This window comes from Brevibacillus sp. HB1.4B (assembly GCF_013284285.1).
Taxonomy (GTDB): Bacteria; Bacillota; Bacilli; order Brevibacillales; family Brevibacillaceae; genus Brevibacillus; species Brevibacillus porteri.
This window is the reverse complement of sequence record NZ_JABSUT010000001.1, coordinates 380,691-406,012: the sequence shown is the minus strand read 5'-3', so window position 1 is coordinate 406,012 and position 25,322 is coordinate 380,691. Positions and strand designations below refer to the sequence as shown.

Genomic DNA, 25,322 nt, shown 5'->3' with positions numbered 1-25,322 from the left:
GGGTAATTTGTAGTTAAGGTTTTAGTGAATATTCTTTTTCTTAAACCGTCCACCAGAAACATCATGAATGTGACCGATTGCCAAAAATGCAGAGGAATCAATTTCCTCCACGATGGATTTCAGCTTCGCTTCTTCCAAACGGGTGATGACACAGAAGATGACTTTTTTGATATCTCCGGAGTAGCCACCTTCTCCATTCAAATAGGTGATTCCCCGCCCTAGTCTCGCCGTTAGCGCATCGCCAATTTCGGTTGGGTAATCACTGATGATCCATACTGATCTCGATTGTTCGAGCCCGACCATGGTGATATCGATCATTTTGTAAGCAATGTAGTAAGCAATTAACGAGTACATGGCCCGGTCCCACCCAAAAATGAAGCCGGCACTGCCTAAAATAAAAATGTTAAAAAACATGACCATTTCGCCGACCGAGAACGGACTTTTCCTCGTCATCAGGATCGCAACAATTTCCGTTCCATCCAAGGAGCCTCCCGTGCGAATGACAAGTCCCACACCGATTCCGATGATGATCCCCCCAAAAACGGCAGAGAGAAGCAAATCGTCCGTCAAGCTAGGAACATGATGGAGGTAGCTCGTACCCAACGACATCACGACAACACCGAACAGTGTAGAAATGGCAAATGTCTTGCCAATTTGCTTGTAGCCGATAAGTAAAAAGGGCAGGTTCAGCAGGAATAAAAATAATCCGAGTGGGCCTCCTGTCAGCTTTGAGGCCATAATGGATACACCGGTTACACCACCGTCAATGATGTTGTTTGGAACCAGAAATATTTCCAGTCCGACTGCCACCAACAAAGCTCCAATAATGATTCCGAGAGCTCTCAGTACGATCCTTCTTTTTTTCGTCCGCTTATGAGTGATCGGAGCAACTGCTTTTGCATCCATTTTGATCATCCTTAGCCGTTTTTTTCTTACCACTTCATCTTTCCCTGGTAGCAAAAAAAATAGCCAGCTAGAATTTCTCCCAGCCGACTCTTTCTCATCCGTTAGCCCCAAACAGCAATGGAAATAATGCCAATCGTGATCATCAAAGACATGGACAGACGCCATGCGCGTTGTCGCTCCTTTAGCAAGAAGACCCCGAGCAGCGTACCAAAAACCGTACTGACCTCACGAATGGGCGCAATAGCTGCCAGTGGTTCCAATGTCATAGCAAATAAAAACAACAAATACGAACCTGGTGACAAGACGGCACCGAGTACAATCGTTCGCCAGTTTTTTTGCCACTCACGGCGGATGAGTCCCTTTTTCCAAACGAAACCCCCTGCGACAATCAAACAGGCAAAGTTCGTTATTTCCAATAAAGCGAATGGAGATAATTGTTGTACGATTTGCTTGTCGGTTAACGTGTACCCTGTAATGCATAGTCCTACAGCAAATGCGTATCGTAGGGCGAGCGGATTCACTGGTTGAGCCTGACGATCTGTGCCAATCATTCCACTAATGGCGAAGACTCCGATTACGATGCAAATGACACCCAGCCATCCCGGTACAGATAAATACTCTTGAAAGAAAATCGCGCTAAAAAACGGAATGAGAAGCGTCCCCGTCCCCCTCATGATGGGGTATACCTGTGAGATATCCCCGTATGTATACGCCTTTGAAATCAATAAGGTATAGCATCCTTGAAAGAAAAAGGACATAAACAGAAAAAGAACCAAAGACCATGTCAGTTGTACGCGCATTAATTCCCAAATGAGAACAGGCAAGAGGATCACGGTTGTTGGCAATGTAATCAACCAAAGAAACGCCATTTTGCTCTCACTTTTTTTCGTGAACAGGTTCCAAACTGCGTGCGCAAGGCCAGATGATAGTACGAGCAAAATCGAAATCGATAGCATGTGTGCCCCTTCTCTCTCTTGTTGTACAAACACAACTAAAGACAATAAAACACATTGCGTTTAGTTGCTTTTCACTCGACGTGTACAGTATACACCCAGTCCCCGCAAAAATTAAGTATTGTTTCTGCTTATCGTCCAAACCATTTTATTGATCCTCTCGAACACACGCATCTTTTTCCATTCTCCGCATTTTGGGTTATAATGGAGGGATGACACTTCGTTCGGAGGATCTGACTACATGTTGCAAAGAGAGTTGACTCGGGAACAAGCGATACAGCTAGGCGAGCAAATCCTAATTGCCGTCGAAGGACACATCATTGAACGGGGCTATACGTACTTTTCAGATGGCGTCGTCTTCAATACACGCGTAGAACAAGGCCAATATTTGACCAGTGATGTTCAAGGCTCCGAGGTGTATCATGCGCGCCTCGATATGGAAACGGTTCAAAACAGTACCTGTACCTGCCCTTATTCACGTATTTGCAAGCATATTGCTGCTACTTTTTTTCAGATGTACAGTGTGTTCGAGAATCCTCGTACATTTTTGACCCGCTCCCAACAACCAAGACGAGCTACTTTTTCTCCTCATCTGCTGATTCCTGCATACAAATATAGCCATACCGCTCCTGCTCAGCAGGATACAGCGTCTATTTCCTCTCCGCTTACTGCGAACAGCTCCGTCAAAGAATGGTGGGCATTTTTTGAGAGCTGGACACGTAACCTGTTTGCGGCCATGGAATCGTATCGAGCTTCCTCTGAGTTATTATCGAGCTATCAAAATGTGCTGAGTGTTGCTGCCTCGTGGCCGAAGGATCGGGCACAACTCTTTGTCATTCATGCCAATCTGTTTCATCTCATGAAGCTGACGCAATACGTCAAAACGTACCGTCAATCCTACTGGTTTCTGGATTTGGTTCAGACAGCCGAGCGGCTATTGGATCAATTAGAAGGGACATTGTACTTCGCAGATATCCCAGCTCTCTTGACTCACCATCAGGATGCCATCGTAGATACTCTTCAACTGACAAAACAATTGAAAGAAAACGAAGCCACGTCCCTCTACTGGATATTCGCTTATCAGATGTTATGGTGGATGCTATTGAAGAAGCCAGAGTGGATGCAAGAGGAGATCCATGTGCTGGATCAGCTTATCAACAATGAAGACAGTTCTGCCGCCGAAAAGGAAAAAGGGCTGCTGCTCCGTGCCCACTTTCATGTGATGGAAAAGGAGGACGAAGCTGCTCTACAAATCTGGAAAAAAATGAGCCGTTTGAACCTCTCCTTCTATTTGTCCTATATGAAATCATTCGCTCGCAATGGGGAATGGCAGCGATTTCTCGATTGGACTGCTTCGTTGACGTCCTTAATCGGGCAAGCCGAGACACAGCAATACCGACTCGTTATCGCCATTTGGCAGGAAGCGATGCAGCAAGTGGGACGATCAGCCGAGTGCGGCGCCAAGCTGAAGCAGTTCTTACCGAGCAGTTATCACGAATATGCCGCCTATTTATATGAAGAACGACAGTTTCAGCAATGGATTGATTTGCAAATGTCGTTTCAAGTGCCAATGGCAGATATCTCGGTCGTGCAGGTGAAAGAAATCGAGGAAGCCGATCCGACTCTTCTCTTCCCTTTTTACTTGCGTGAGGTGAACAGACTTATTGCCGAACGTAACCGAACGGCCTACAAAGAAGCGATCAAGCTCATGAAAAAGGTAAGGACGATTTACAACAGAGCAAACCAAGATGCGCGCTGGGAACGATACGTTGAACAATTATCTGCCAAACATAATCGGTTACGTGCTTTTCAAGAAGAGCTAAGGAGAGGAAATTTCAACTTATGAATACCGTCACTACATTTGTTCTAGACGGAGAGCTTTTGGCAGACGGACAATTCTTGATTACTGGCAAAGACACGCAAGGAGCAGTGGTCGATCCAGAAGAATTGGCAGGAACACTGTTTGCGTGGGATGAGTCATCCTATTACGGAACCTTCCTGGACAAAAACGAGCAGGGCGTATTGCTCAGCCCTGCCAAGGCCCTCTCCTTTTTCGTCTCTCCCCAGTGGCTTTTGCATCGGACCTATTCATCCAGCACACCATTTGAACAATTTACGCATGTAGCGGGAATGATCCGTGAGACGCTCGCACAAGGCTCCATTGCCCCTGATTTTTCTTCCTGGAAAAAAGGACAAATAGGCTGGAAAGTCATGCAAACTCCCGACGATTTCCCGGAGTACGGACACAGGTGGCTTTCGCTCGTCGTGGAGGAATCTGTGCAAGGCACTGGTGAGATTGGACGAAAGTGGGAGCAGCTATTAACGCAATACCCAGCTCTGTACGCCATGGGCGCCGAGCTTTCTCCACATCTTCTGGAACAGGAATGGTTGCAATCGATAGGCTGGCTGCCAGATACGACACCATTTCGCACATGCTTGCAAATCGTCGAAGCCGAGGAGCACCCCAATGACTGGCAACTCCAAGTGTATTTGCAGAATCGTGAAGAGCCAGATCAGTTATTTCTCATTGAGCCACATCAGTTGACGGCTGAGGGAGTAGCCACCGCTCGCATCCCTGCGGACTGGCGGGAACACTGGAATCGTTTTCGCACGGACCTAGCCAAATGTAAAGAGATTCTCCCGTGGCAAAAAGACACCCAGAAGAATCAAAGCCGTTTTCTCACCCAACTGACGAACGAGCAAGCATGGATCTTTTTGACGTCAAGCAGTTTGCAGCTGGTGCAAGCCGGTATTCACGTCTTTCTGCCAGCTTGGTGGGAACAAGTACGCCGGGTAAAACCGAAGCTAAAAGCCAAGATTACATCCTCTGTCGGGGCTAGCAGACAGTCCTTCCTGGGTGTCTCCCAGCTTATGGATTTTGAATGGAAGCTCGCCTTGGGACCTGTGGAGCTCAGCGAAGAGGAATTTGAGGAACTCATTAAACAAAAGCAGCGCCTGCTGAAAATTCGTGGGCATTGGGTACAATTGACTCCCGATCTATTCTTGCAGCTACAGGAAGCACTCAAGAAAAAGCAAGCGAAAAACGGCATGACCCTGCGTGATGTCATGAGAATGCACCTCGCCCCTACTGTGGAGGTTGAGGAGCTACCCGATGATGAGTTCGATTTCGACACTTCCCTAACGGTTGAAGTTCAGCTAAACCAGCATTTGCAAGAGTTGTTGAATCAATTGCAAGAAACAAAGCGCGTCCCGATCATGGAGCAGCCATCTACTTTTCACGGGACGTTGCGAAATTACCAGCTGGAGGGCAGTTCGTGGTTGTTCTTTTTACGCCGTTTTGGATTGGGAGCTTGTCTGGCCGATGACATGGGATTGGGAAAAACGGTTCAATTTATTACGTATTTGCTTCATGTCAAACAACATGGCCCAGCCAATACTCCTTCTCTCTTAATCTGCCCGACCTCGGTCATAGGCAACTGGCAAAAAGAGCTGAAGCGCTTCGCCCCCTCTCTTCAAGTAATGATTCACTATGGCAATGATCGCCAAAAGAAGGAGGCGTTTTTGCCAGCGATCAAAGGAGCGGATCTGGTGATTACCTCCTATGCTCTGTCCCATTTGGATGAGCAGGAGCTAGGAATGGTTACATGGGATACGATATGTCTCGACGAGGCGCAAAATATTAAAAACGCCTATACAAAGCAAGCGTCCGCTGTGCGCGATTTGAAAGCATGGCACCGGATTGCTCTCACAGGCACACCCATCGAAAATCGTTTGAGTGAGCTCTGGTCCATTTTTGATTTCTTGAATCCCGGCTACTTGGGAAGTCTCGGGGAATTTACCCAGCGCTTTGTTCACCCCATCGAACGCGACCAAGACCAGCAGCTCATCAATCAAGTGCAACGACTCATTCAGCCTTTCCTGCTCCGTCGTGTGAAAACCGATCCGAACATTCAGCTCGATTTGCCGGACAAGAATGAGAGTAAGGAATATGTACCGCTGACTACCGAGCAAGGCGCACTTTATGAGACAGCGATTCAAGATATGTTTGATCGAATGGAAAAAGCCTCTCCTATGGAGCGACGCGGTCTGATTCTGACGACACTGACACGTCTCAAACAATTGTGTGACCATCCCGCTCTCATTTTGAAGGAAATCTCAACAACAGATGAAGCCAGTCGCTCACACAAATTGGAAAGGCTGCTGGAATTGGTGGAGGATATTCGCCAAAAGAAAGAGCGTTGCCTGATTTTTACCCAATACATCGAAATGGGCAATTTGCTCCAACGGGTACTGACACGAGAAGGCTATGGACCTGTCTACTTCCTAAATGGGGCCACGAAGAAAGAAAAACGCGATGAGATGATCACTCGATTTCAAGACGCGACACTCCCAGACCATGAACGCGGAGCCATCTTCATTCTTTCCTTGCGTGCGGGCGGAACCGGCTTGAACTTGACGGAAGCCAACCACGTCATTCACGTAGATCGCTGGTGGAATCCTGCGGTAGAAAATCAGGCCACTGACCGTGCTCATCGAATAGGACAGCAGCGCAATGTTCACGTCTACAAATTCATCTCGCTCGGGACGATTGAGGAACGCATTGATGAAATGATGGAGAGAAAGCTAACGTTGAGCCAGCAAATTGTCGGGACGGGCGAAAGCTGGATCACGGAGCTATCAACGGAGGAGCTGCGAGACTTGTTCACCCTGCGCCATGATTGGCTAGACACGAAAGGATAGGTGGAGAATGGAGCGAGTGCAACAAAACGACTGCAATTCCACTACGCGCCGCCCTACAGAAGAGCCCAAGCTACCCGAGGCATGGCTGCGTTTTTTGGAAGCTGTTCAAGAACAATTTTCCGATAACCAATCAAAGAAAGAATGAGTGCGAAAAACCCAAGGCCTGATCACGTTAAGGATCGAGCCTTGGGTTTGATTTTCTTAGTGGAAAGGAAACCTCCACTGTCGTCCCTTTATTCGGGGTACTCGAAAAATGGATATACCCGTCGTGTGCTTGCATGATTTTATAACAAATCATAAGTCCTAGCCCGGTCCCTTTTTCCTTAGTGCTATAAAAAGGCTCCCCTAATCGTTTTAGCCGTTCTTCCGCCATACCGCAGCCTTGATCAATGATTCTAATCATCACTTGCTCGCTTTCTTTATGCCTAGCCACGATGTGAATCGTCCCGCCATCTTCCATCGACTCAACGGAGTTTGACAGAAGATTCATGAAAAGCTGCTGAATTTGATTCTGATCGCACCAAATCGAGGCCCCTTCCACTTCCTTGACATCCAGCACCAGATGATGTCGCTCTAGCTTTATTTGCACCAATCGTGTAACCTGCCGCAGCAAATTCGCTAGATTTTTAGGTTCGTACGGTTCTGTGCACTCTCTTGATAAAAAGACGTATTCTCGTAGCACACTCTCTAATTGGTGAAATTCAGCCTGCATAATATCAAAATATTCCCGCTTCCATTGATCTCGACGGAGCAATTGTACGAAGCCTTTGATGGAAGTGACCGGGTTTCGTATTTCGTGTGCAACCCCGGCAGCCATTTGCCCAATGACGGATAGCTTGTCTATCTTTTGTAAAAACTCTTCTGTTTGCACGTGCTTCGTGTGATTTCGAATGAGAAATATGACTTGGTTCGTCTCATGTTCTTCCTGAATCACCGGGGTGCCTTTTGCCTCCAGCGTGATCTTTTTGCCATTTCTGTCCGGGCAAGTAAATGTAATGAGGCGAGGCTGCTTCTCCACCGTGATCTGACGAATCGTTTGCATAGCAAGCCTGCCCGTTTCCAGTGGCAGTACAGCTAGCAGGTGTCGATTCACTACTTCATCAGGAGCGATCTCCAGAACGGATTGAACGGATGGTGAAATATACGTAATGATCCCTTGACTATTGATGATCACGATAATGTCAGACAAGTTTTCTGCAATCAATCGATATGGCGATTCGCTCACACGTTCTGCTTCTTGTGCTTTTTTCAACTCGGTAATGTCGACACACGAAGCAATTACTTCCTTCACACGACCATCGGAAAAGATCGGACGAAAAGCAGCCAGATAGCGAATCCCGTTGACACTGCCTTCGTAAAACACGTTTTGCTCGCCGCTCCACGCTCGCTCATACGATTCCATTTTGCGTGGAATCTCTTCAACCGGGATCATATTCAGCAAATCTTGTCCAATCACTTGTTCCGGTGTCATTCCCATGCGAAAAAGCATCTCTCCTTCGCACAGCGTATGAATGAACACATCTCCCTGTTTCCGAAAAGCAAATGTCATTCCTTGTTGCTTGCGAAGAACGTCTCCTCGCTCACGCTGATCCACTTCGTATGTATCAAAAGCTCGGTGTTGTCCACCATTGAGTAGTAGAAATGCACTATTCCTAAACCTTTCCTCACGCTTCAACACACGAGCCAAGTCTTCGGCAGGCATAGGCTCACTAAACCAAAATCCTTGAGCAGAATCACAACCAAGCTGCCAAAGAAAATCTAGTTGCTCTTGCGTCTCTACACCTTCTGCCGTTACTTGCACACCCAGACTTCGTGCCATCGCCATGACGGTTTTGATAACAGTCGCCTGCGTGACATCGCTCATGCATTCCTTTACACAGGATTGATCGATTTTTAGCTTGTTCATGGGAAAACGGGATAGATGTTGAATGCTACTATAGCCCTTCCCAAAATCATCCAAGCTGATTTTTACCCCGATCCTTTTTAATTCTGCTAAAATCTCGATGGTACGCTCCCCATCCCTGGTAGAGTCCTCGGTAAATTCCAGCTCCAAATAGTGAGGCTGCAAGTTTGTTTCGTCTAAGATCGTTTGAATGGTGCTACCTAACTGCTCCGATTCCAAGGCATAGGATGACAGATTCACGCATGTCACAAGAGATGGTAGTCCAGCGTCCTGCCAAGCTTTGTTCTGCTTGCAAGCCGTTCTGATCACCCATTCCTCTACCAAAAGAATCAACCCGCTCTTTTCTGCTAACAAAAATACCCAATCCGGGGGCAGTAGCCCTCTTTGATGATGGTTCCATCTTACCAGAGCTTCTGCTCCGATTATTTTGCCTGTTCTTAGATCGTAGAGTGGTTGATAATACAGGCTAAGCTGTTGATTGACAACCGCTTGATGAAAATCTCGAACGTAGCGATCCAGTTCCTTTTGGTTCATTGTCTGTATACGAACCACGCCTTCCTGGAAATCATTCTGATTTTTCCAACTTTACCCCTGACTCTACTTTATAGGAAGAGGCTAGCACATGTCCATACGTCTACGGTGTATAGAAAAAACCCTCCACAAAGGAGGGTCAGCTACGCACGAATTCTCATCAGAGCACGCTCTTCTTCTTTTATCCGCGGACAGGTATAGCAATACTTTTGCTCCCCCGTCTTATAGTACAAACAGCATTGATTCTTGATGCGCACTTTCGCTTGGGGATCACGCATATCTTCAATCCAGCGCACACGCACGCGAAATGGATTTTTTTGCAATCCAAAGCTCTCGCCTTCCAGCTGATTACAGAGGACATCGTAATCAGCCTTCACTTGCTGCTTGATGCTATCTTGTTCTACCAACGCCACAAAAGCATCCGTATGGTAATTGAACTTGGTCGGGAACTGGCCCCAGAGCATCGCTTCGGGGTTTCCCGTTACCTTTGCAAGAGTCGTGAGCAACGGGTGCAGGAAGTCGTGGAAATACGCACGATAGCATTCCTTCAGCCAGATTGCGCGCTCTGCTTCGCTGGAAGGCGCTTCTACGATCTCATACGCCGGGATCACAAAGGCAAATTGCGGATAATCATCCTCGTAAAATAATTCAATCGTCATATTATCCAGCGTCATGGTAAGTGCACGATTCCAGACAGAGATCATATACTGAAGACCGAGAGAAGGGCTCGTGAGCCAACTGCTGATGTAAGTACCAGCAGCAGTCAGCTCATGTGCCTTGATTAGCGGAGCATAGATTTGTACGAGCTCATTCATATGTGTCGGGTCTACCAAATCTCTTGCCTTCATCGAAAATAAGGCATTGGGTCTCGGTTTAGAAGTAAGATCAAACCGTTGTGCTATAAAATCGTCATCCCACTCTTGCATCACGATCTCCCTCTCTATTCATTATCAAGAAAAGACGCTGTTTGACTGGTCGAGGTACGTGCCGAACTGTGCTTGATACAGTCTGCTATAGAGGCCTTCACGAGCCAAGAGCTGATCATGACTTCCTTGCTCGGTAATACCTTGTTCCGTTACAACGATGATTCGATCTGCATTTTTAATGGTAGCCAATCTGTGGGCGATCACCAATGTCGTACGGCCTTTGGACAATTCCTGCAAGGACTGCTGGATCGCCGCCTCCGTTTCGGTATCGAGTGCAGAAGTAGCTTCATCCAAAATCAGGATCGGCGGGTTTTTCAAGAACATGCGCGCAATCGCCAGCCTTTGTTTTTGACCACCGGACAATTTGACTCCGCGTTCACCAATGATCGTCTCCAGACCAGCAGGCTGAGAACGGATAAACTCTTCTAGTTTAGCCAGACGCGCTGCCTCCCAGATCTGTTCCTCTGAGGCGTTTAGTTTTCCATACATGATATTTTCGCGAATCGTCCCTGAAAAGAGGAACACATCTTGCTGAACGATCCCGATTTGGCTGCGCAATGATGCTAACGTGATTTGGCGAATATCCATTCCATCAATGGTGATGCTGCCCCCACCGATCTCATAAAATCTCGGCAAGAGACTGCACAATGTGGTTTTTCCTGCTCCAGAAGGGCCTACAAACGCAATTGTCTCGCCCGCCCGGATGTTCAAATCAATGTTTTGCAAAACAGATGACTCTTGGTCGTAGCTAAACGAAACATTCTTGTAGGAGATATCGCCCTTCAATGATTCTACCTGGATCGCATCTGGAGCATCCGCAATATCCGGTGCTGTATCCATGATTTCGATGTAGCGCTTAAAGCCTGCAATCCCTTTTGGATAACTCTCGATAATCGCATTAATTTTCTCCAACGGACGGAAAAACACATTCGTTAACAGCAAGAAAGCGACAAATTCACCGTAGGTCAATTCGCCTTGAATAACAAACCAGCTGCCGCAAATCAGGACAAACAAATTGACTAACCGCATCAGCACGTAACTGACAGAAATATTTTGGGCCATAATTTTGTAGGACAACAGCTTGGTGATGCGGAAACGCTGATTGTTCTCTGCGAATCTTTTGTTTTCAAATTGCTCGTTGGCAAAAGCTTGTACGACACGCATTCCGCCTACGTTGTCCTCCACACGTGCGTTGAAATCCGCCATGTCACCGTACAGACGATGGAACGCTCCCGTCATTTTTCGGTTGAAGTAAACAACGAAGAATATCAAGAGCGGAATCACACAAAACGTAAGTATCGCCATTTCTTCATTAATATTGAACATCAATAGAAATGCACCGATCAGCGTCATCACGGCGATAAACAAATCTTCCGGACCGTGGTGAGCGACCTCCCCGATCTCCATCAAGTCATTCGTTAGGCGAGATAGCAGATGCCCCGTCTTGGTATTATCGAAAAAGCGGAAAGAGAGCTTTTGAATATGGTCGTACAGCTTCTTCCGCATATCCGTCTCGATATTAATTCCAAGCATATGTCCCCAATACGTGACGACATAGTTCATCCCGGCGTTAAGACCATACAAAGCCAAAAGTCCAATGCACGCCCACACGATCATGTTCCAATCCTTGCTTGGAAGTAATTGATCGACAACCATGTTCACTGCAAGCGGAAATCCCAACTCCAACAAGGCAACGAATACTGCACACGTGAAGTCGAGGATGAATAATCCACGATAAGGCCGATAGTAAGAAAAAAATCTGCGAAGCATTGAAGCAGCAACTCCTCTCTCTCAAGAACAACATCAATCATGTATTTGATTTTGAAAATCATTTTCATTATATATGGATTTGCTTTTTATATCGATGCTTTATTGGAATTTTTTTCTTCGCGGAGCACATTCGCATAAAAAACGGTTCGAAACCCTTTATCCATCAAGGAATAAGAGGCTCGAACCGGAAATCACTCAGCGTAAATCTTGATAAGCAGGTACCCCACCCGCTCCTTTGGCAGAAAGGATCGCATTAACAACCGCTTCCGCCAGCACTTCTACACTTAGCGTCCCGACGAGATTGACCGAAGCATCCACGCCCCCTGTGGCGATGGCAAAAATCGTATCTCCATCACTCATCGTGTGAACCGGATGAATCGTTTTTGCGAGTCCATTATGCGCCATTTGCGCGACTTTATTCGCTTGTACTTTATTCAAATTCGCGTTGCTCGCGACCACTGCGATGGTAGTGTTCGTCCCTGCCGGAACCGGGGGTGTTGCAGCATCGATCATCCATGACAAGCTATCGCGGATATTGCCATCCTCTCCCCTCGCTCCTGCCAAAATTTCTCCTGTGGAGGGTAACCGCACTTCTCCGACGGCGTTCACCGCTACGATTGCACCTACCACGAGACCATTTGGCAAACGGCGAGAAGCTGTTCCAAGCCCACCCTTCATCGCTCGCTTCATCCCAGCCATTTTTCCAACTGTCGCACCCGTCCCTGCCCCAACATTTCCTTGCTGGACTGGCTGTTTGCTGGCAAGACGAGCAGCCTCGTAGCCCATTTGTTGATCCGGACGGATTTTGGCACTGCCGATCGATAAATCAAAAATAACCGCAGCTGGAATGATAGGGACCACGCCCACCCCAACATTGTAGCCTTGCCCCTGTTCTTCCATATACCGCATGACACCGCTTGCCGCATCCAAGCCATAGGCACTGCCCCCTGTTAAAACGACAGCATTGACCTCCTGGACAGAATTGATCGGATTCAACAAATCCGTTTCTCGTGTCCCAGGTGCAGAGCCTCGTACATCTACCCCGCACGCTGAGCCTTTTTCCAGCACGATCACTGTACAGCCCGTCAAGGCTTCCTCATTTTGGACTTGTCCGACTTTGACGCCAGGAACATCGACAATGGTACCACCCGCAAGCTTTGGCTTCTTTCCTTCGCTCGCTTCCTGTCCCGTAGCAGAGCCTGCTGCCAAAAACGATCCCGGTACAGCTGCAGCGAGACCAAGCATCGCTGTTCTTTGCAGGAACTTTCGCCTGGATACAGCAGGGGCTACTTGTCCCTCATCCTTCCAATCTTTGGCCATGTTCACAACCACCTTTCCTTACGTAATTGGACAGCTCTTCTTAGTTGTTAGAAAATTCAGTCTGTTTCTTTATGATAGCGCTATCGGCCGGAATGCTCAATCCTGCAAAAACGTCAAGATTTCCTCTTATTTCATTTTTGCAATAGTCCGATCATATTTCCGAATTGGTAAGCCTGAAAATGCAGTGCTAGAATGATCAGTAACAATATTCCTGCTTTTTAACTGCAAAGGTTGTGACAGAAAGATGGAATTTTCATGGAAACGTAATTTGATTGTGTTATGGATTGGGGTATTTTTCTGTAGCACCGCCTACTCCATCTCCATCCCTTTCCTGCCCATCTTCCTCCATACTTCACTGGGGGTCAATGAGCATCTGGAAGCCTGGTCCGGCATTTCGTTTGGCATTACGTTTTTAGCAAGTGCCCTCATCTCGCCATTTTGGGGCTCTCTTGCGGACAAATATGGACGAAAGCCTATGTTGATTCGCTCTGGATTTAGCCTCGCTTTGTTGTACTTCTTGACGTACTTTATTACGGACCCCTATTTGTTTCTTGTGTTACGGATCTTCCAGGGCTTGCTTGCCGGCTACGTACCTGCCGCCATTGCGTTGGTAGCGACGAATACACCAGAAAAAAACGTCGGGTACGCACTGGGGATTATGGCGACTTCGGGTGCAACAGGAGGAATCATCGGTCCGTTGGTTGGCGGTGTCGTCAGTCATGTGTGGGGAAACGCGGAAGCTTTCATTTTTTCAGGATTTGTCGTGCTCGTAGCAGCGCTGATCGCTACTTTCTTCGTGAAGGAAACGAACTTGAACCGCTCCGGCAGTCGCTCGAGTGTACGCGAAGATTTGCGCGCTGCGATGGCAAACCGCCCGTTGATGTCAATACTAGGTATGAGCTTGATGGTCACGATTTCCGTTATGCTTCTTGAACCTTTATTAACCGTGTATGTCATGCAGTTAGGCGCTTCGCAGCAAGATGCATCCCTTAGCTCCGGCATCATTTTTGCGGCAGTAGGAATCGCGACAGTCATTGCTGCTCCACAGTGGGGAAAGCTCGGGACAAAGGTCGGCTATTCCAAAATCATGTTTATCGGCTTAATGGGTGGAGCCATCGGAAATTTACTGCAATTTTTCTTCACCAATCTGTACGGATTTGGCATTTTGCGATTCGCGTACGGACTGTTTTTTGCCGCTGTTTATCCATCGATCAACGCCATGATTGTAAAAGTTACGGAACCAGAATTTCGTGGCAGAGCGTTTAGCCTGAACCAATCCTCGACGCAGCTTGCGACGATGATGGGGCCAATCATTGGCGGATTTCTCGGGGGACTCATCCCGATTCGCTTCGTCTTTATCATCAATGGCATTGCGCTGTTGATTACTGCCATCCTGATTCGATCCAAACGATCCCAATTGGCCGGACAGCCGTTGAAGCAGCAGACAACGGAGCGTCAGCTAGCGACGAAGTAACAAGTGTACCACGATCACAAGCAAAAACTCCCTCTCAAGCGTACAGGTGAGCAACTGGCGATGACAGAAGGGAGTTTTTTCACGTGATCCCGCCTTTTCTTCCACGATTGTATTCGTTACAATAGTAGGTATTCAGATGATGAACAGAAGATTCTGACAACCACAAAGTCAAATTACATACGCCATGGAACTACCCGCCTATTCCGATTTGACGAGACCACTCATTTTGTCTGAGGAAAGGGGCATACGTATTTGTCGGGGAAAACGGTGATTTTGCTTATTCTGATCATAATTGGGCTGATCTGTGTCAATCTTTTTGTCTCCAACGGTTTTATCCGCCTGCTTGCCATCGCAGGAATCTTAGGGATTACCTTTGTTCTGCAGGGGGCTGTAATTCGAAAGAGATGATGCTAGCGGTTACCAGCGAAGGTGATCTACACCATCACGCTGGCTTTTTTATGAAAACAGCAACGGGCTCGGTTGAAAACGCAAGTCCTAGCCCGCCGCTGTTACATTCGCGCAACTTACTCACGCCCTGTCTCCCTCTCATGAATGGACGAGCACAATCTTCCCACGCACTCTACCCGTTTGACTATAGAGATGCGCATCTCGAACCCCTTCAATGGTCAATGGATATATCTTAGTCAAAAAAGGCTTTACGTGTTTGGCTTCCACTAGCTCACGGATACGATTCATGTTTACCCCATCTGGACGCGTAAACACAAAAGTAACATCCAGCTCTCGTTCTTTCTCAGCCGCTTCAGCGAACGAAGGTTTCTTGGCATCACGCTCGCTGATAATGGTTGCCACTCTTCCTTGCCGCTTCATAAATGTTAAAGCATCACCGTATGCTTCTCCACCCAGCGTGTCCAGCATGAATGTAAATTGTGTAGGGGTATGAAGTGATCCCTGATCATACACGATGACTTCATCTGCTCCCAGCTCACGGACATAATCGCTGTTTTTGGAGCTGGTTGTCGTCGCCACATAGGCACCTAGTGCTTTTGCTAGCTGGATCGCCATGGAACCAATCCCGCCGCTTCCCCCCAACACAAGGACTTTATCTCCCGCTTGCACCTTCCCTACCTCCACCAATGCCTGCCAAACCGTTAGTCCGACCAGCGGAAGCGAGGCCGCTTCAGCATACGATAAACCACGTGGCATCGGGGCTACGATATTCGCGGGAACGACAATTTCATCTGCGTATGTCCCTTCTCTTTCCAGTTCTGGACGAAAGAAGACATCATCCCCGATTTGAAAATCCTGCACATTCGTACCGACAGCTGTTACCGTGCCCGCCGCATCCCACCCTAAAATAAGTGGCAGTTCAAAAGGAAAATCTGCTTGCAGCAGTCCTTCCCGCACCTTCCAATCCACGGGATTTACCCCGCTCGCTTTGATCGAAATGAGTAAATCGTCCGGCCCGATTGGTTTTATAGGCCATTCAATTTCTGTTAACTTCTGAATACCGCCGTATTGCTTGATGCCAATTCCTCTCATCGAACTTCCCCTTTTCATTCGACTATTTTTCGCAATTGGTTTTCGATGTGACTCTCTCCCCATTCACACATGACATCCAGAACCTTCGACAGAGTCTTGCCATACTCAGTCAAGTCATACTCGACGCGTGGGGGAACCTGCTGATATACATTGCGGGTGATGATGTTGTCCGCTTCCAGTTCACGCAGTTGCTGCGTTAACATTTTTTGTGTGATGGCAGGCATTGCGCGTTTCAATTCGCTTGTCCGCTTTGTTCCTTTTGCCAACAAGCAGAGGATCACCACTTTCCATTTCCCTCCAATGACCTCCAATGTTGCCTCTACAGGGATATTGTATTTTTCCATTTCCTCCCCTCCTCATATGAAGCTGTAGTCAAACTCGCTCCGGTGAATCGATATGTGCCGGGAAATAAGGCAATACTTCTTGCCCTAACTCATCGATAACCTCGTCAATGGGACGCTTGCTAGGGAACAGGGCGAAGAACAAATGATTCACGCCGACCTCTTGATACATGGCCAGCAGTTCTAAAAGCATTTTTCTACCGACTCGGTACCCTAATCGAATCGGCGTGACCGACTCATCCGGATTTTCCGCAAGATCCAAGTGAAGAGGCTGAATAAACGGCTTGAATACACCTGGATGATATATCTGGACCAGCTCTCTCCATTCTTGGATGGCATTTGCTTGATTGAATGGATCACGCGGGTAATAAATCCAACCATCTCCGTTTTGCGCAAACCAGTCCATCGTTTGTTGACTATACCCCGTGATAAAGGTAGGAATGGGCGCGGTTGATTTTGGCACCAGATTCGCTCCATCAATCATGCCGTATGGGGAGTTGATTTTTGGGAAATCCTCTGCCATGACCTTCTGCAAGTAGTCGTAGCCATCGCGAAACAGCTCCGCACGCTGTTCATGCGGCACATTCAATCCATGAAAATCAGCCCGTCGGTCCCCAGAAGAAATACCCATCATCAAGCGCTGGGGAAACAAATTTTCAATGGTCGCTGTCTCTTTTGCCACGCGCAGCGGATGCCGCAGTGGAAGCACGATACTCGAGGTACCAAAAGCGATTTTTTTGGTTTGCGCAGCCAAATAGGTTAAATAAATCATCATGTCATAAATTTGCCCGGTTGCAGGGTCACCAAAAGCGGGGTCCTGCAAAATGACATCCCGCAGCCAGATTCCGGTAAAGCCATAGTCTTCTGCCGCTTGGACGAGTTCAACCTGGCGCTCCATTGTCGGTGCTTCCCATTCGTATGCTTCCAGCGGAATGTGAAATCCCAAGGTCATCTTCCCTTCTTGGAACATTCGCTGAAAACCATAATGACCGTCGAATTTGCTCATCGATGCTCTCTCCTCACGTGATGTATTTGGAAATCAACGGCGGAAACGCATGCTTTCATCGCATCCGCCGTCTTTGTACGATTAACGACGAGCTTTTTCCAGCTTGCTGCTGATCATTGTGAGTAATGCGGCACCTAACACCATCACTCCGCCGACCCATGGCGTATGAATCAAGCCAATGGTATCGACGATGATTCCTCCCACGAAGGCTCCAATCGCAATGCCGAGATTGAAAGCAGCAATGTTAATGGCAGAAGCAACATCAACAGCACTAGGCACGTATTTTTCAGCCAACTGCACGACATATACCTGTAAGCCCGGTACGTTCATAAAAGCCAGGAGGCCCATCAACATTATCGTGAGCGTTCCCACCCATTTAAGAGGAGCGGTAAATGTTAAGATGATCAGAATGATCGCCTGAATGATGAACATCCAGCGCAGCGCTTTTATCGGATTCTTGTCAGCTGCTTTTCCCCCGACCGTATTTCCAATCGCTACCGCAATCCCATACACGAGAAGTATCAGACTAACGGCACTCGCCTGATAACCTGTGATTTCTTCCAGAATCGGACCTAAGAACGTAAAGGTTACAAAGGTACCGCCGTAGCCAAGTGCCGTAATCGCAAAGACAAGCAACAGTGGCAAGTTTGTGATTATTTTCACTTGGTCTTTAATAGAAGCAGGCTTGGCTTTCTTCAAATTGCTTGGTACCAGAATCGCTGTCGAGATAAGGGCAATCACGCCAAGAATGGCAACTCCCCAAAAAGTCGCTCTCCATCCAAACATTTGTCCAATAAACGTTCCCAAAGGTACGCCTGTAACGGTTGCAACAGTCAGACCCGTAAACATCGTTGCAATCGCGCTGGCACGCTTGTTTTCTGGCACCAGATCGGCTGCAATCGTCGAACCGATAGAGAAAAATACCCCATGAGAAAACGCGGTAAAGAAACGGGCAATAATTAATATCGCAAAGCTACTCGACAAGGCTGCCGCACTGTTTCCGACAGCAAAGACAATCATCAAAAGCATGAGCAGCGCTTTGCGTGGAATTCGACTTGTGAGTGCTGTAATAATCGGTGCTCCAATAGCTACCCCTAATGCATATCCAGAAATAAGAAGTCCAGCTAAGGTGATGGTTACTTTCAAATCCTGTGCGACTGTAGACAACAAACCGACGATAACAAATTCAGTAGTCCCGATACCAAATGCACTGATTGCGAGAGCAAGTAAAGCAAGAGTGGAGTTTTTCGCATCAGCTGTTTGCTGCTTTACGTTGGATGTAATCGTGCTCATCTGAGTTGTATCCTCCCTTAATTTTTCTTGCCATTCACAAAGCAGGGCCCTTACTTATCATGATTGGCGAATATGTTGGATCTGAATGCTATTATGTCTCATGCCTCACTTGATAGGAAGTACGTACTTTCAAGTATCATAGGCACTAAAAAGTACCTTACACCAGTAATCAAGCAATAAAAAAAGCCGGGAAGACTGACTCCCCGACTCATACCTTATCTCTCTTGCAGCGCTACTTTTAATCCTAATAAGATGTAAACAGAACCTACGATCTTGCCACTCCAGCGACCCAGCCAGGAAATTCGTTTCACCAGATGCCCCAACGGTCTGATACTGATCGCAATCAACGCGGTGTAAAAGAACCCCAAGATAGCGAAAATCAGTCCCAGGACAAGGAATTGAAGAATGGCTGCTCCACGCTCAGGATGTACGAATTGCGGCAGAAACGCCAGAAAGAACAACGCCGTCTTCGGATTCAAAACTTCTGCGAGGATGGCTTGCCCATACGATTGCAGCGGCGGCAACGGTGTTACTTTTGGCAGCTCTGGGTCAACCGGTTTTTCAAGCATGGCCCGAACACCTAAATAGACCAAGTATGCCGCTCCCGCAAATTTTACGAGATTGAATGCCCATGCAGATGTCATCAATATTGCGGATAAACCAACCGCAGCAAAAATCGTGTGAATGAAGTCGCCGGTGGCAATGCCCAGCCCTGCCATAATCCCTGCTTTACGTCCTCCCTGAACGGTACGCGTCGCAGTTAGCAGGACAGCGGGTCCCGGAATTAAAAAGAGGCCGATCACAACAGCCAAAAATGCTCCCATGGTAGTCCAATCAAACATGTGCTCTCCCTCTTTGTATCGAATATTCAAATTCTCTTCCTAATCATAAACGATGTGCAGCGAGAACGATACGGTTTAGGCTTACTTTTCGCCTTCATGAGCTCGTGGTGGAAACAAAATCGTGATGGTCGTTCCCTCACCCACTCTGCTATCCAACGAGATGATTCCCTTGTGTGCCTCTACGATCCCTTTCACAATCGTCAACCCCAATCCTGCTCCACCGCGTTCCCTTGCTCGCGAGCGATCTCCCCGATAAAAACGCTCAAAGACGTACGGGAGGTCCTTTTGATCGATGCCTGTGCCGCTGTCCTTCACTTGCAACCGGACCATCGTACTCGATTTGTCTACTGTGACTACGACTTCTCCACCCGCTGGCGTATGCTTGCAGGCATTCGTCAACAAATTGGCCACGATTTGCGCCAGTCTCTGCCTGTCCCCTTTGATCCAGACAGCGTGATCTCCTTTGAAGTGAAAATTCATTTGTGCACGGGCAAACGTAGCACTCATTGACTCAGTGACTTCTTTGACAACCTCTCGTAGTTCTACCTCTTCACTGCGCATTTGCAAGGAACCCGACTCCACCTGAATCACCTGATCTAAATCGCGGACGAGACGGCTCAAACGCAGTACCTCTGACCTTGTGCTTTCGAGATTTTTGGGAGTGGCTTCCCATATGCCGTCGATCATCCCCTCTACTTGCGCCAGCAAGGTGTTCAGTGGTGTTCGTAATTCATGGGCAATATCGGAGGTCAGTCGCTTGCGCAGCTCCTCCTGATGTTCAAGACTTTGGACCAAGTTGTTAAAAGCAGCAACCAATGACGTAACTTCATCCTTGCCACGAGGCTCCGGGACGCGTATCGACAGATTGCCACGCGCGACTCGTTGAGCTGCGGTACTCACTTGGACGACGGGACGCACCATGGTCCGAGCGAGCGGTATGCTGATGATAATGACCAAGATGAGCAGCACAGCCATCGTCCACAACGTCGTGTTTTTATGCGCCCATTGGAAATGACTTTCCAAGGTCATGTACGCACTCCGATCATCGTGGCTAATTACCAGTTGCCCGATCATGACTCCCTTACTGACAAGGGGAATCTTGTCTACACTGTAATTGCTCATATGGACTCGCGGCTTACCCCATTCGTTTTGTACTTGTTGCTGTTGATCGAGGAGAGTGATATGCAATCCCAAGACCTCAGAAACCGCTTCAAGCTTATGATAGGCTTCCGCTCCCCAGCCTTGACTGTCCTGATACGCCTGGAGTGCGACACGCGATATTTCTTGGTTATGCTGATTTCTCACTTCATTGGCATACATGGAAAAATGAACATCCATTTCCTTTACGGACAACAACGAGGAGAAAAGAACAGCGCATGCGCCGACTGTCATGATCACAAAGGCGAGCTTTACCCAAATATGCTTCATCGTGGCCTCACTTCTTCATGGGATCGTCAAAGCGATATCCCAATCCATACACCGTCTTGATATATTCAGGTTGCTTCGGGTCTACCTCTATCTTTTGGCGAAGATTTTTGATATGCGTATCAATGGTTCGGTCGTATCCTTCGAAATCAAAACCCATGACCTCACGCACGAGCTCCTCCCTGCCCCACGTTCTCCCTGGATAACGGACAAGCGTTGTGAGCAAGCGGTATTCATTTGGCGTAACCTCCAAAGCGACTCCATTTTTCGTGACTCTCTTCTCATTCATCGATATGGTCAAGTCTCCCACCTCGATGAAATCGGAGAGTGTTGAATAATCGCCCGCACGACGCATGACGGCTCGAACACGCGCTACGAGTTCTCTCGGACTAAAGGGCTTGATTAAATAGTCATCAGCGCCAATCGTAAGCCCGCGAATTCGATCCGCCTCTCCACTTTTCGCCGTTAACATCAAAATCGGGACACGAGACTCTTTACGAATTTGGACGCAGACCTCTTCCCCGCTCAGATCAGGTAGCATCAGGTCCAAAATGATACAGGTCAATGAAATCGTCGTGGCCATTTCCACTGCTTCCTTGCCTGTTTGGGCGGTCAGAACATGATAGCCTTCCTTTTGCAGATAGGAGGACAATATTTCTAAGATTTGCGGCTCATCATCAACTAGCAAAATGGTAGACATATGAATCCCCCCTACTCCTCTTGAATTTGACCCTTTCCTTTTTTCCAGAAAAGCAAAAAGACGAGAGCACCTGCCAGCAAGGCAAAGAGCAAGCGAAACTTGTTTTCACTAAAAGTAATCAGATCATGACCGACGAATGTTTCAAAAACCATCGACGGCACTTTTCCAATCAAGGTCGCTACTAAAAATTGCCCGAAAGTGATATTCGTCAAAGCCGCACCTAAATTGATCACACCGGAAGGCATCATCGGATTCAACCGGAGCAAAACGATGGCAAGACATTTGCGAAAACTCGTCGTTCCATTGATGGCATGTACCCATTTGAACGATTTCAGTTTTTCGCGCCGATCTGCTTTTTTGATCGTGTAGCGGTAAAGGAAGAAGGCAATGCAAGCACCAACTACCTCTCCCGTTAAGGAAATCAAGAACCCTCCGTACAAGCCAAACACGACCGCATTCGCACCCGATAAAAAAATGGACGGCAATACACCTGCCACACTAATCACGATGTTCAATACGATACTACCGATAATCCCCAGCATCCCTAAAGAGCGAATCCACTCTGCCAGGGCTTCTACATTCGTTATCCAATCCATCCGTCTGTATGACTCCCCTCTACCACTCTCTCTAGAGTAATCGAAACTTGTGAAGAAATCATGGAAAAAAGCAAAACAGTCGTAGCCTGATCGACTACGACTGTTTGTATGATTTGCTGCACCATTATTCTTCTGAGATCGCAATGTACAAATCTACTTGCGCGTTGTTGGGATCAGCGCAGCGCACTCCGTCATATCGTTCGAAATCTCCGGTAAATGTCCGCTTGTTCCCCGGTTGATGGGACCACTCCCACACCTTCGCCCACGCTTCCATCACAACCTCTACCATCGGGCCTACGCGCGTCGTAAATACGGCATAGGTAGAAGCCGGTAGAGTCTTGACCGTGAGCTCAGCAGGAAGCTCACCGTTCTTTTCTACAACGGTTCCTACTAACAAGGCGTACTCGCCTGTCTCGTCACTGTCGTAATCGGAATACACACCCAGAACAACACCCGGCTCTTTTTGATGGGGAGTTTTGAAGGGATGCTCTTCTTGATAATAGCGTTGCCATAGATCCCCAATTTTCGCATTCGGTCCGCATTCCGCCTCATTGGTTGTTCGAATTTGCAAGCCTGCTACACGCATTTCATCGAGTTTGACAATCGTTGGGTTCATCATTAACCACGCTCCTGTAAGAGATTGCTTACATGACTTAGTATAATGACCTTACCTTGACAACTATCTGTCAACGTTTCAACACTCATTCATAAAGTTTTGTCATTCTTTTTACTATATCCCTCATTCGTTCCCTCACATGCACAGGCTCATGTACAAACAAGGCATCGCCAAAGCTAAGCAGCATGCCGTTTAACCACTCATCGTCTGTCATCATCGTCCTTACCAAAAGCGAGCCATCCGGCATGGTCTCAATCGCCTTGGGCTCAAACATATCTCGCACTCTTACATGTACCCTCGAAGAAAATTGGAGGACAAGTGAAATTCGCTCTGACGTATCCCATTCTTCGAGCCATTCCAGCTTATCTGCTTGTTGATACGGGCGTGGCGAAAACTCCTCTGTAAGCACAGACATGTCTGCAATCCGTGACAAGCGAAACAGACGATCCTCCTGGCGCTGTAAACAATAGCCATACACGTACCACACATACCCTTTGATAATCAGTTTTACAGGCTCAATGGTGCGCTCTGTCGCATCGCCTTGCATTTTCGTATAGGTGATCCGCACACGAAGTCTCTTCTCGATGGCTTCCCGCAGCCTGTTTACTTTTTCGGCGATTGCCGGTGTACTGCCCCACGGATTGAAGTCGTAAACAACGGGATGTGCACTTCCTTGCAGAGAGGATGGTGCCGTGATGAGCAACGCTTTTATTTTTTCCAGAAGCTGTCCGATTTGCTTATCATCTGTGGAGGAATGAACGCCTTTTAGCGCAGCGATAACCGCAACCAGCTCGTCCAAGGATAAGTATTGCCGATCGATCGTAAAATTCTCCATGATCTCGTAACCGCCGCTTGCCCCAGGGTACGCTACAATCGGAATTCCGGCTGCGTTAATGGTTTCCAAATCCCGATAGACCGTACGCAAGGATACTTCAAAGTGATCGGATAGTTCACGAGCGCTCACACGGCGCTTATTCAACAGCATGATAACAATAGCGAGTAGCCGTTCTACCTTCATGGTTTGCCCCCATTTGGTTTGGGTCAACATTGTGGAGGAGAAGAAAAAGCACAGTTCTCTTCGACTCTGGCACGCCAGCAGGGGGATTGACTGTTCGTCTCCACTTCAAAAAGGGGACCGTCGAGCCAAAGCCACCCTACGGGCGGAAGATTCTCGAGGGATAAGTGTTCGACAAGCATGGTCCCCTTTTTGAAGTTCCGACTGGGTAGGCGTTGTCAAGGTCTACGAGCCCTGTGCTTTTTCTTCTCACCAGCTTTGTTGGTTCATCGATACTTTTTAAAAATTTGAAGAGCATTCCGGATCAATGATCATACAAAAAAGGGAATCTGCAGCCTAAACTTGCTGCACATTCCCTTTTTGCCTTGCTTCATTCGAAACTATACGCCCATACGTCTGCGTTGATTGTTTGGTTTTTTGGTGAGTTGGCTTTTCATGCTCTGATTTTGCGCCTTTTGATTCAACGGATTATTGGCTTGTGCTTGCGCTTGTTTTTTCTCCGCCATTTTGCGCTTCATCGCCTCTTGCAGGCTGATCTTCCCAGGCTTTTGCTCAGTGGTTTCTTTTTCGTTTTGGTTTGGCTCCGTCATGCGTAGCAACTCCTCATAGAAATTGGTTATCTTCTATGTATTCTAGTGCAAGACAGGAGGAAGCGCCAGTGGGAATCTACCCGTTATTCGCCCGAAGCTGTGATAATTTTACACCGCTCGCCTGGTACTTCAAAATTTCCTCCAAAAGCTCTGCAAGGTACGCACCTGCCTCAATCGGTAGCGTGCCACCCTTATGAATATTAGAAATAACCGTACGATCTGATTCTACCGTATTGGCATCCGGTTTGTAAATCATGTAAGCACTGAGACTTTCTGCCGTTGCAAGTCCCGGTCTTTCCCCGATCAAGGAGATGACGACCTTGCAATTTACGATGGACGCGACCTGATCTTGAATCCAGACGCGACCTTTGTTAATGAATACTGGCTTTCCTACACTGATGTTTCTCATGGAAAGACCTTGGATTAACGCAGGCAGCAAGTCTGGAATCGTCGCCTCACACGCTGAGGTGCTGAGTCCGTCCGAGATGACGATTTGAACGTCTTTTCCTTTATCCCCATTCTGCTCCAGCCAACGAGCGGATTCATCCGATAACATCCGGCCCGAGTCGAGGTTCATTAAATACTCCTCCATGCTCGTCGCTCTTGAATGGAGAACAGGAAGCTGCAAGCTCTCGATCAGTTCCGGACTGATTGTTTTCATGACCGCATCGCGAGCCGCTGCCTGATCTATGCGAAATTGCAGATAGCTACCCGTCTTCATTCGGGTACCCGCTCTACCGATTCCGATACGAGCCGGCGTTCGCTTCATCGCTTGCTCCAATGCTTCTGGATTGTTGGGGTTCTTTACCCCGCATTGCTTTTGCTCAGGAAAATCAATTACGCCCTGCCCTATTTTGGACAGCTCATCGATTACGCGCTGAACCAAGTCGTCCATATTGATCTGTTTCATCTGG

Annotated in this window: 22 protein-coding genes; 4 read left to right on the top strand and 18 right to left on the bottom strand. The window is 47.7% G+C overall.

Features of this window, described 5'->3' with window-relative positions:
- Window positions 1-21 precede the first annotated feature (21 nt).
- Together HP398_RS02140 and HP398_RS02135 are read right to left on the bottom strand one after the other, a co-directional pair.
- Window positions 22-906: a YitT family protein gene (locus tag HP398_RS02140; RefSeq protein ID WP_017248271.1), complete on the bottom strand. Its 885-nt coding sequence runs from the start codon at window positions 904-906 to the stop codon at window positions 22-24.
- A 101-nt stretch (window positions 907-1,007) separates the two neighbouring features.
- Complete coding sequence (locus tag HP398_RS02135; protein ID WP_371736693.1) at window positions 1,008-1,895, bottom strand: DMT family transporter; 888 nt, start codon at window positions 1,893-1,895, stop codon at window positions 1,008-1,010.
- A 205-nt stretch (window positions 1,896-2,100) separates the two neighbouring features.
- Between HP398_RS02135 and HP398_RS02130 the strand changes: the two genes are divergently transcribed.
- Genes HP398_RS02130 through HP398_RS02120 form a run of 3 tightly spaced genes read left to right on the top strand, consistent with a single transcriptional unit; the run spans window position 2,101 to window position 6,705 of the window.
- On the top strand, window positions 2,101-3,705 hold the full coding sequence (locus HP398_RS02130) for an SWIM zinc finger family protein (RefSeq protein ID WP_173621676.1): 1,605 nt from the start codon (window positions 2,101-2,103) through the stop codon (window positions 3,703-3,705).
- Entirely contained in the window at window positions 3,702-6,560 is a 2,859-nt protein-coding gene (locus tag HP398_RS02125; RefSeq protein WP_173621675.1) for a DEAD/DEAH box helicase, read from the top strand. The genes HP398_RS02130 and HP398_RS02125 overlap by 4 nt, the downstream gene beginning before the upstream one ends.
- Before the next feature lie 7 nt (window positions 6,561-6,567).
- Complete coding sequence (locus tag HP398_RS02120) at window positions 6,568-6,705, top strand: hypothetical protein (protein ID WP_173621674.1); 138 nt, start codon at window positions 6,568-6,570, stop codon at window positions 6,703-6,705.
- Window positions 6,706-6,732: 27 nt separating this feature from the next.
- On the opposite strand, the gene HP398_RS02115 is transcribed toward HP398_RS02120, so the two are convergent.
- The 4 genes from HP398_RS02115 to HP398_RS02100 form a co-directional block, all read right to left on the bottom strand.
- On the bottom strand, window positions 6,733-9,015 hold the full coding sequence (locus HP398_RS02115; RefSeq protein WP_026043058.1) for an EAL domain-containing protein: 2,283 nt from the start codon (window positions 9,013-9,015) through the stop codon (window positions 6,733-6,735).
- A gap of 122 nt (window positions 9,016-9,137) precedes the next feature.
- Window positions 9,138-9,920 (bottom strand): Fe-S oxidoreductase, encoded by a 783-nt coding sequence (locus HP398_RS02110; RefSeq protein WP_173621950.1) that lies wholly within the window; start codon window positions 9,918-9,920, stop codon window positions 9,138-9,140.
- Window positions 9,921-9,944: 24 nt separating this feature from the next.
- Complete coding sequence (locus HP398_RS02105) at window positions 9,945-11,690, bottom strand: ABC transporter ATP-binding protein (protein WP_173621673.1); 1,746 nt, start codon at window positions 11,688-11,690, stop codon at window positions 9,945-9,947.
- Between the two features lie 195 nt (window positions 11,691-11,885).
- Window positions 11,886-13,010, bottom strand: a complete 1,125-nt coding sequence (locus HP398_RS02100; RefSeq protein WP_017248263.1) for a P1 family peptidase — start codon at window positions 13,008-13,010, stop codon at window positions 11,886-11,888.
- A 244-nt stretch (window positions 13,011-13,254) separates the two neighbouring features.
- Between HP398_RS02100 and HP398_RS02095 the strand changes: the two genes are divergently transcribed.
- Window positions 13,255-14,484: an MFS transporter gene (locus HP398_RS02095; RefSeq protein WP_173621672.1), complete on the top strand. Its 1,230-nt coding sequence runs from the start codon at window positions 13,255-13,257 to the stop codon at window positions 14,482-14,484.
- A gap of 546 nt (window positions 14,485-15,030) precedes the next feature.
- On the opposite strand, the gene HP398_RS02090 is transcribed toward HP398_RS02095, so the two are convergent.
- The 12 genes from HP398_RS02090 to eutC all read right to left on the bottom strand — a co-directional run bounded on the left by HP398_RS02090 (window position 15,031) and on the right by eutC (window position 25,318).
- On the bottom strand, window positions 15,031-15,984 hold the full coding sequence (locus tag HP398_RS02090) for an NADP-dependent oxidoreductase (protein WP_173621671.1): 954 nt from the start codon (window positions 15,982-15,984) through the stop codon (window positions 15,031-15,033).
- 14 nt (window positions 15,985-15,998) lie between these two features.
- Window positions 15,999-16,328 (bottom strand): winged helix-turn-helix transcriptional regulator, encoded by a 330-nt coding sequence (locus HP398_RS02085; protein WP_173621670.1) that lies wholly within the window; start codon window positions 16,326-16,328, stop codon window positions 15,999-16,001.
- A gap of 28 nt (window positions 16,329-16,356) precedes the next feature.
- A complete protein-coding gene (locus HP398_RS02080; protein ID WP_173621669.1) occupies window positions 16,357-17,331 on the bottom strand; it encodes an LLM class oxidoreductase in 975 nt (324 codons plus the stop codon).
- Between the two features lie 81 nt (window positions 17,332-17,412).
- Window positions 17,413-18,624 (bottom strand): MFS transporter, encoded by a 1,212-nt coding sequence (locus tag HP398_RS02075; RefSeq protein WP_173621668.1) that lies wholly within the window; start codon window positions 18,622-18,624, stop codon window positions 17,413-17,415.
- Window positions 18,625-18,839: 215 nt separating this feature from the next.
- Window positions 18,840-19,466 (bottom strand): LysE family translocator, encoded by a 627-nt coding sequence (locus tag HP398_RS02070; protein ID WP_144615922.1) that lies wholly within the window; start codon window positions 19,464-19,466, stop codon window positions 18,840-18,842.
- A gap of 81 nt (window positions 19,467-19,547) precedes the next feature.
- The gene (locus HP398_RS02065) at window positions 19,548-20,894 is read right to left on the bottom strand and encodes a HAMP domain-containing sensor histidine kinase (protein WP_173621667.1); all 1,347 of its coding nucleotides are present in this window, start codon (window positions 20,892-20,894) and stop codon (window positions 19,548-19,550) included.
- Between the two features lie 7 nt (window positions 20,895-20,901).
- Window positions 20,902-21,591 (bottom strand): response regulator transcription factor, encoded by a 690-nt coding sequence (locus HP398_RS02060; protein WP_007727348.1) that lies wholly within the window; start codon window positions 21,589-21,591, stop codon window positions 20,902-20,904.
- Between the two features lie 11 nt (window positions 21,592-21,602).
- Window positions 21,603-22,187 carry a TVP38/TMEM64 family protein gene (locus tag HP398_RS02055; protein ID WP_173621666.1) on the bottom strand — a complete coding sequence of 195 codons (585 nt, stop codon included), beginning with the start codon at window positions 22,185-22,187 and terminating at the stop codon, window positions 21,603-21,605.
- 124 nt (window positions 22,188-22,311) lie between these two features.
- On the bottom strand, window positions 22,312-22,806 hold the full coding sequence (locus tag HP398_RS02050; protein WP_017248252.1) for a GyrI-like domain-containing protein: 495 nt from the start codon (window positions 22,804-22,806) through the stop codon (window positions 22,312-22,314).
- A gap of 82 nt (window positions 22,807-22,888) precedes the next feature.
- Entirely contained in the window at window positions 22,889-23,821 is a 933-nt protein-coding gene (locus HP398_RS02045) for a helix-turn-helix transcriptional regulator (protein ID WP_173621949.1), read from the bottom strand.
- A 377-nt stretch (window positions 23,822-24,198) separates the two neighbouring features.
- A complete protein-coding gene (locus HP398_RS02040; protein WP_007727355.1) occupies window positions 24,199-24,408 on the bottom strand; it encodes a hypothetical protein in 210 nt (69 codons plus the stop codon).
- Between the two features lie 76 nt (window positions 24,409-24,484).
- Window positions 24,485-25,318: an ethanolamine ammonia-lyase subunit EutC gene (gene eutC, locus HP398_RS02035; protein ID WP_017248250.1), complete on the bottom strand. Its 834-nt coding sequence runs from the start codon at window positions 25,316-25,318 to the stop codon at window positions 24,485-24,487.
- Window positions 25,319-25,322 lie beyond the last annotated feature (4 nt).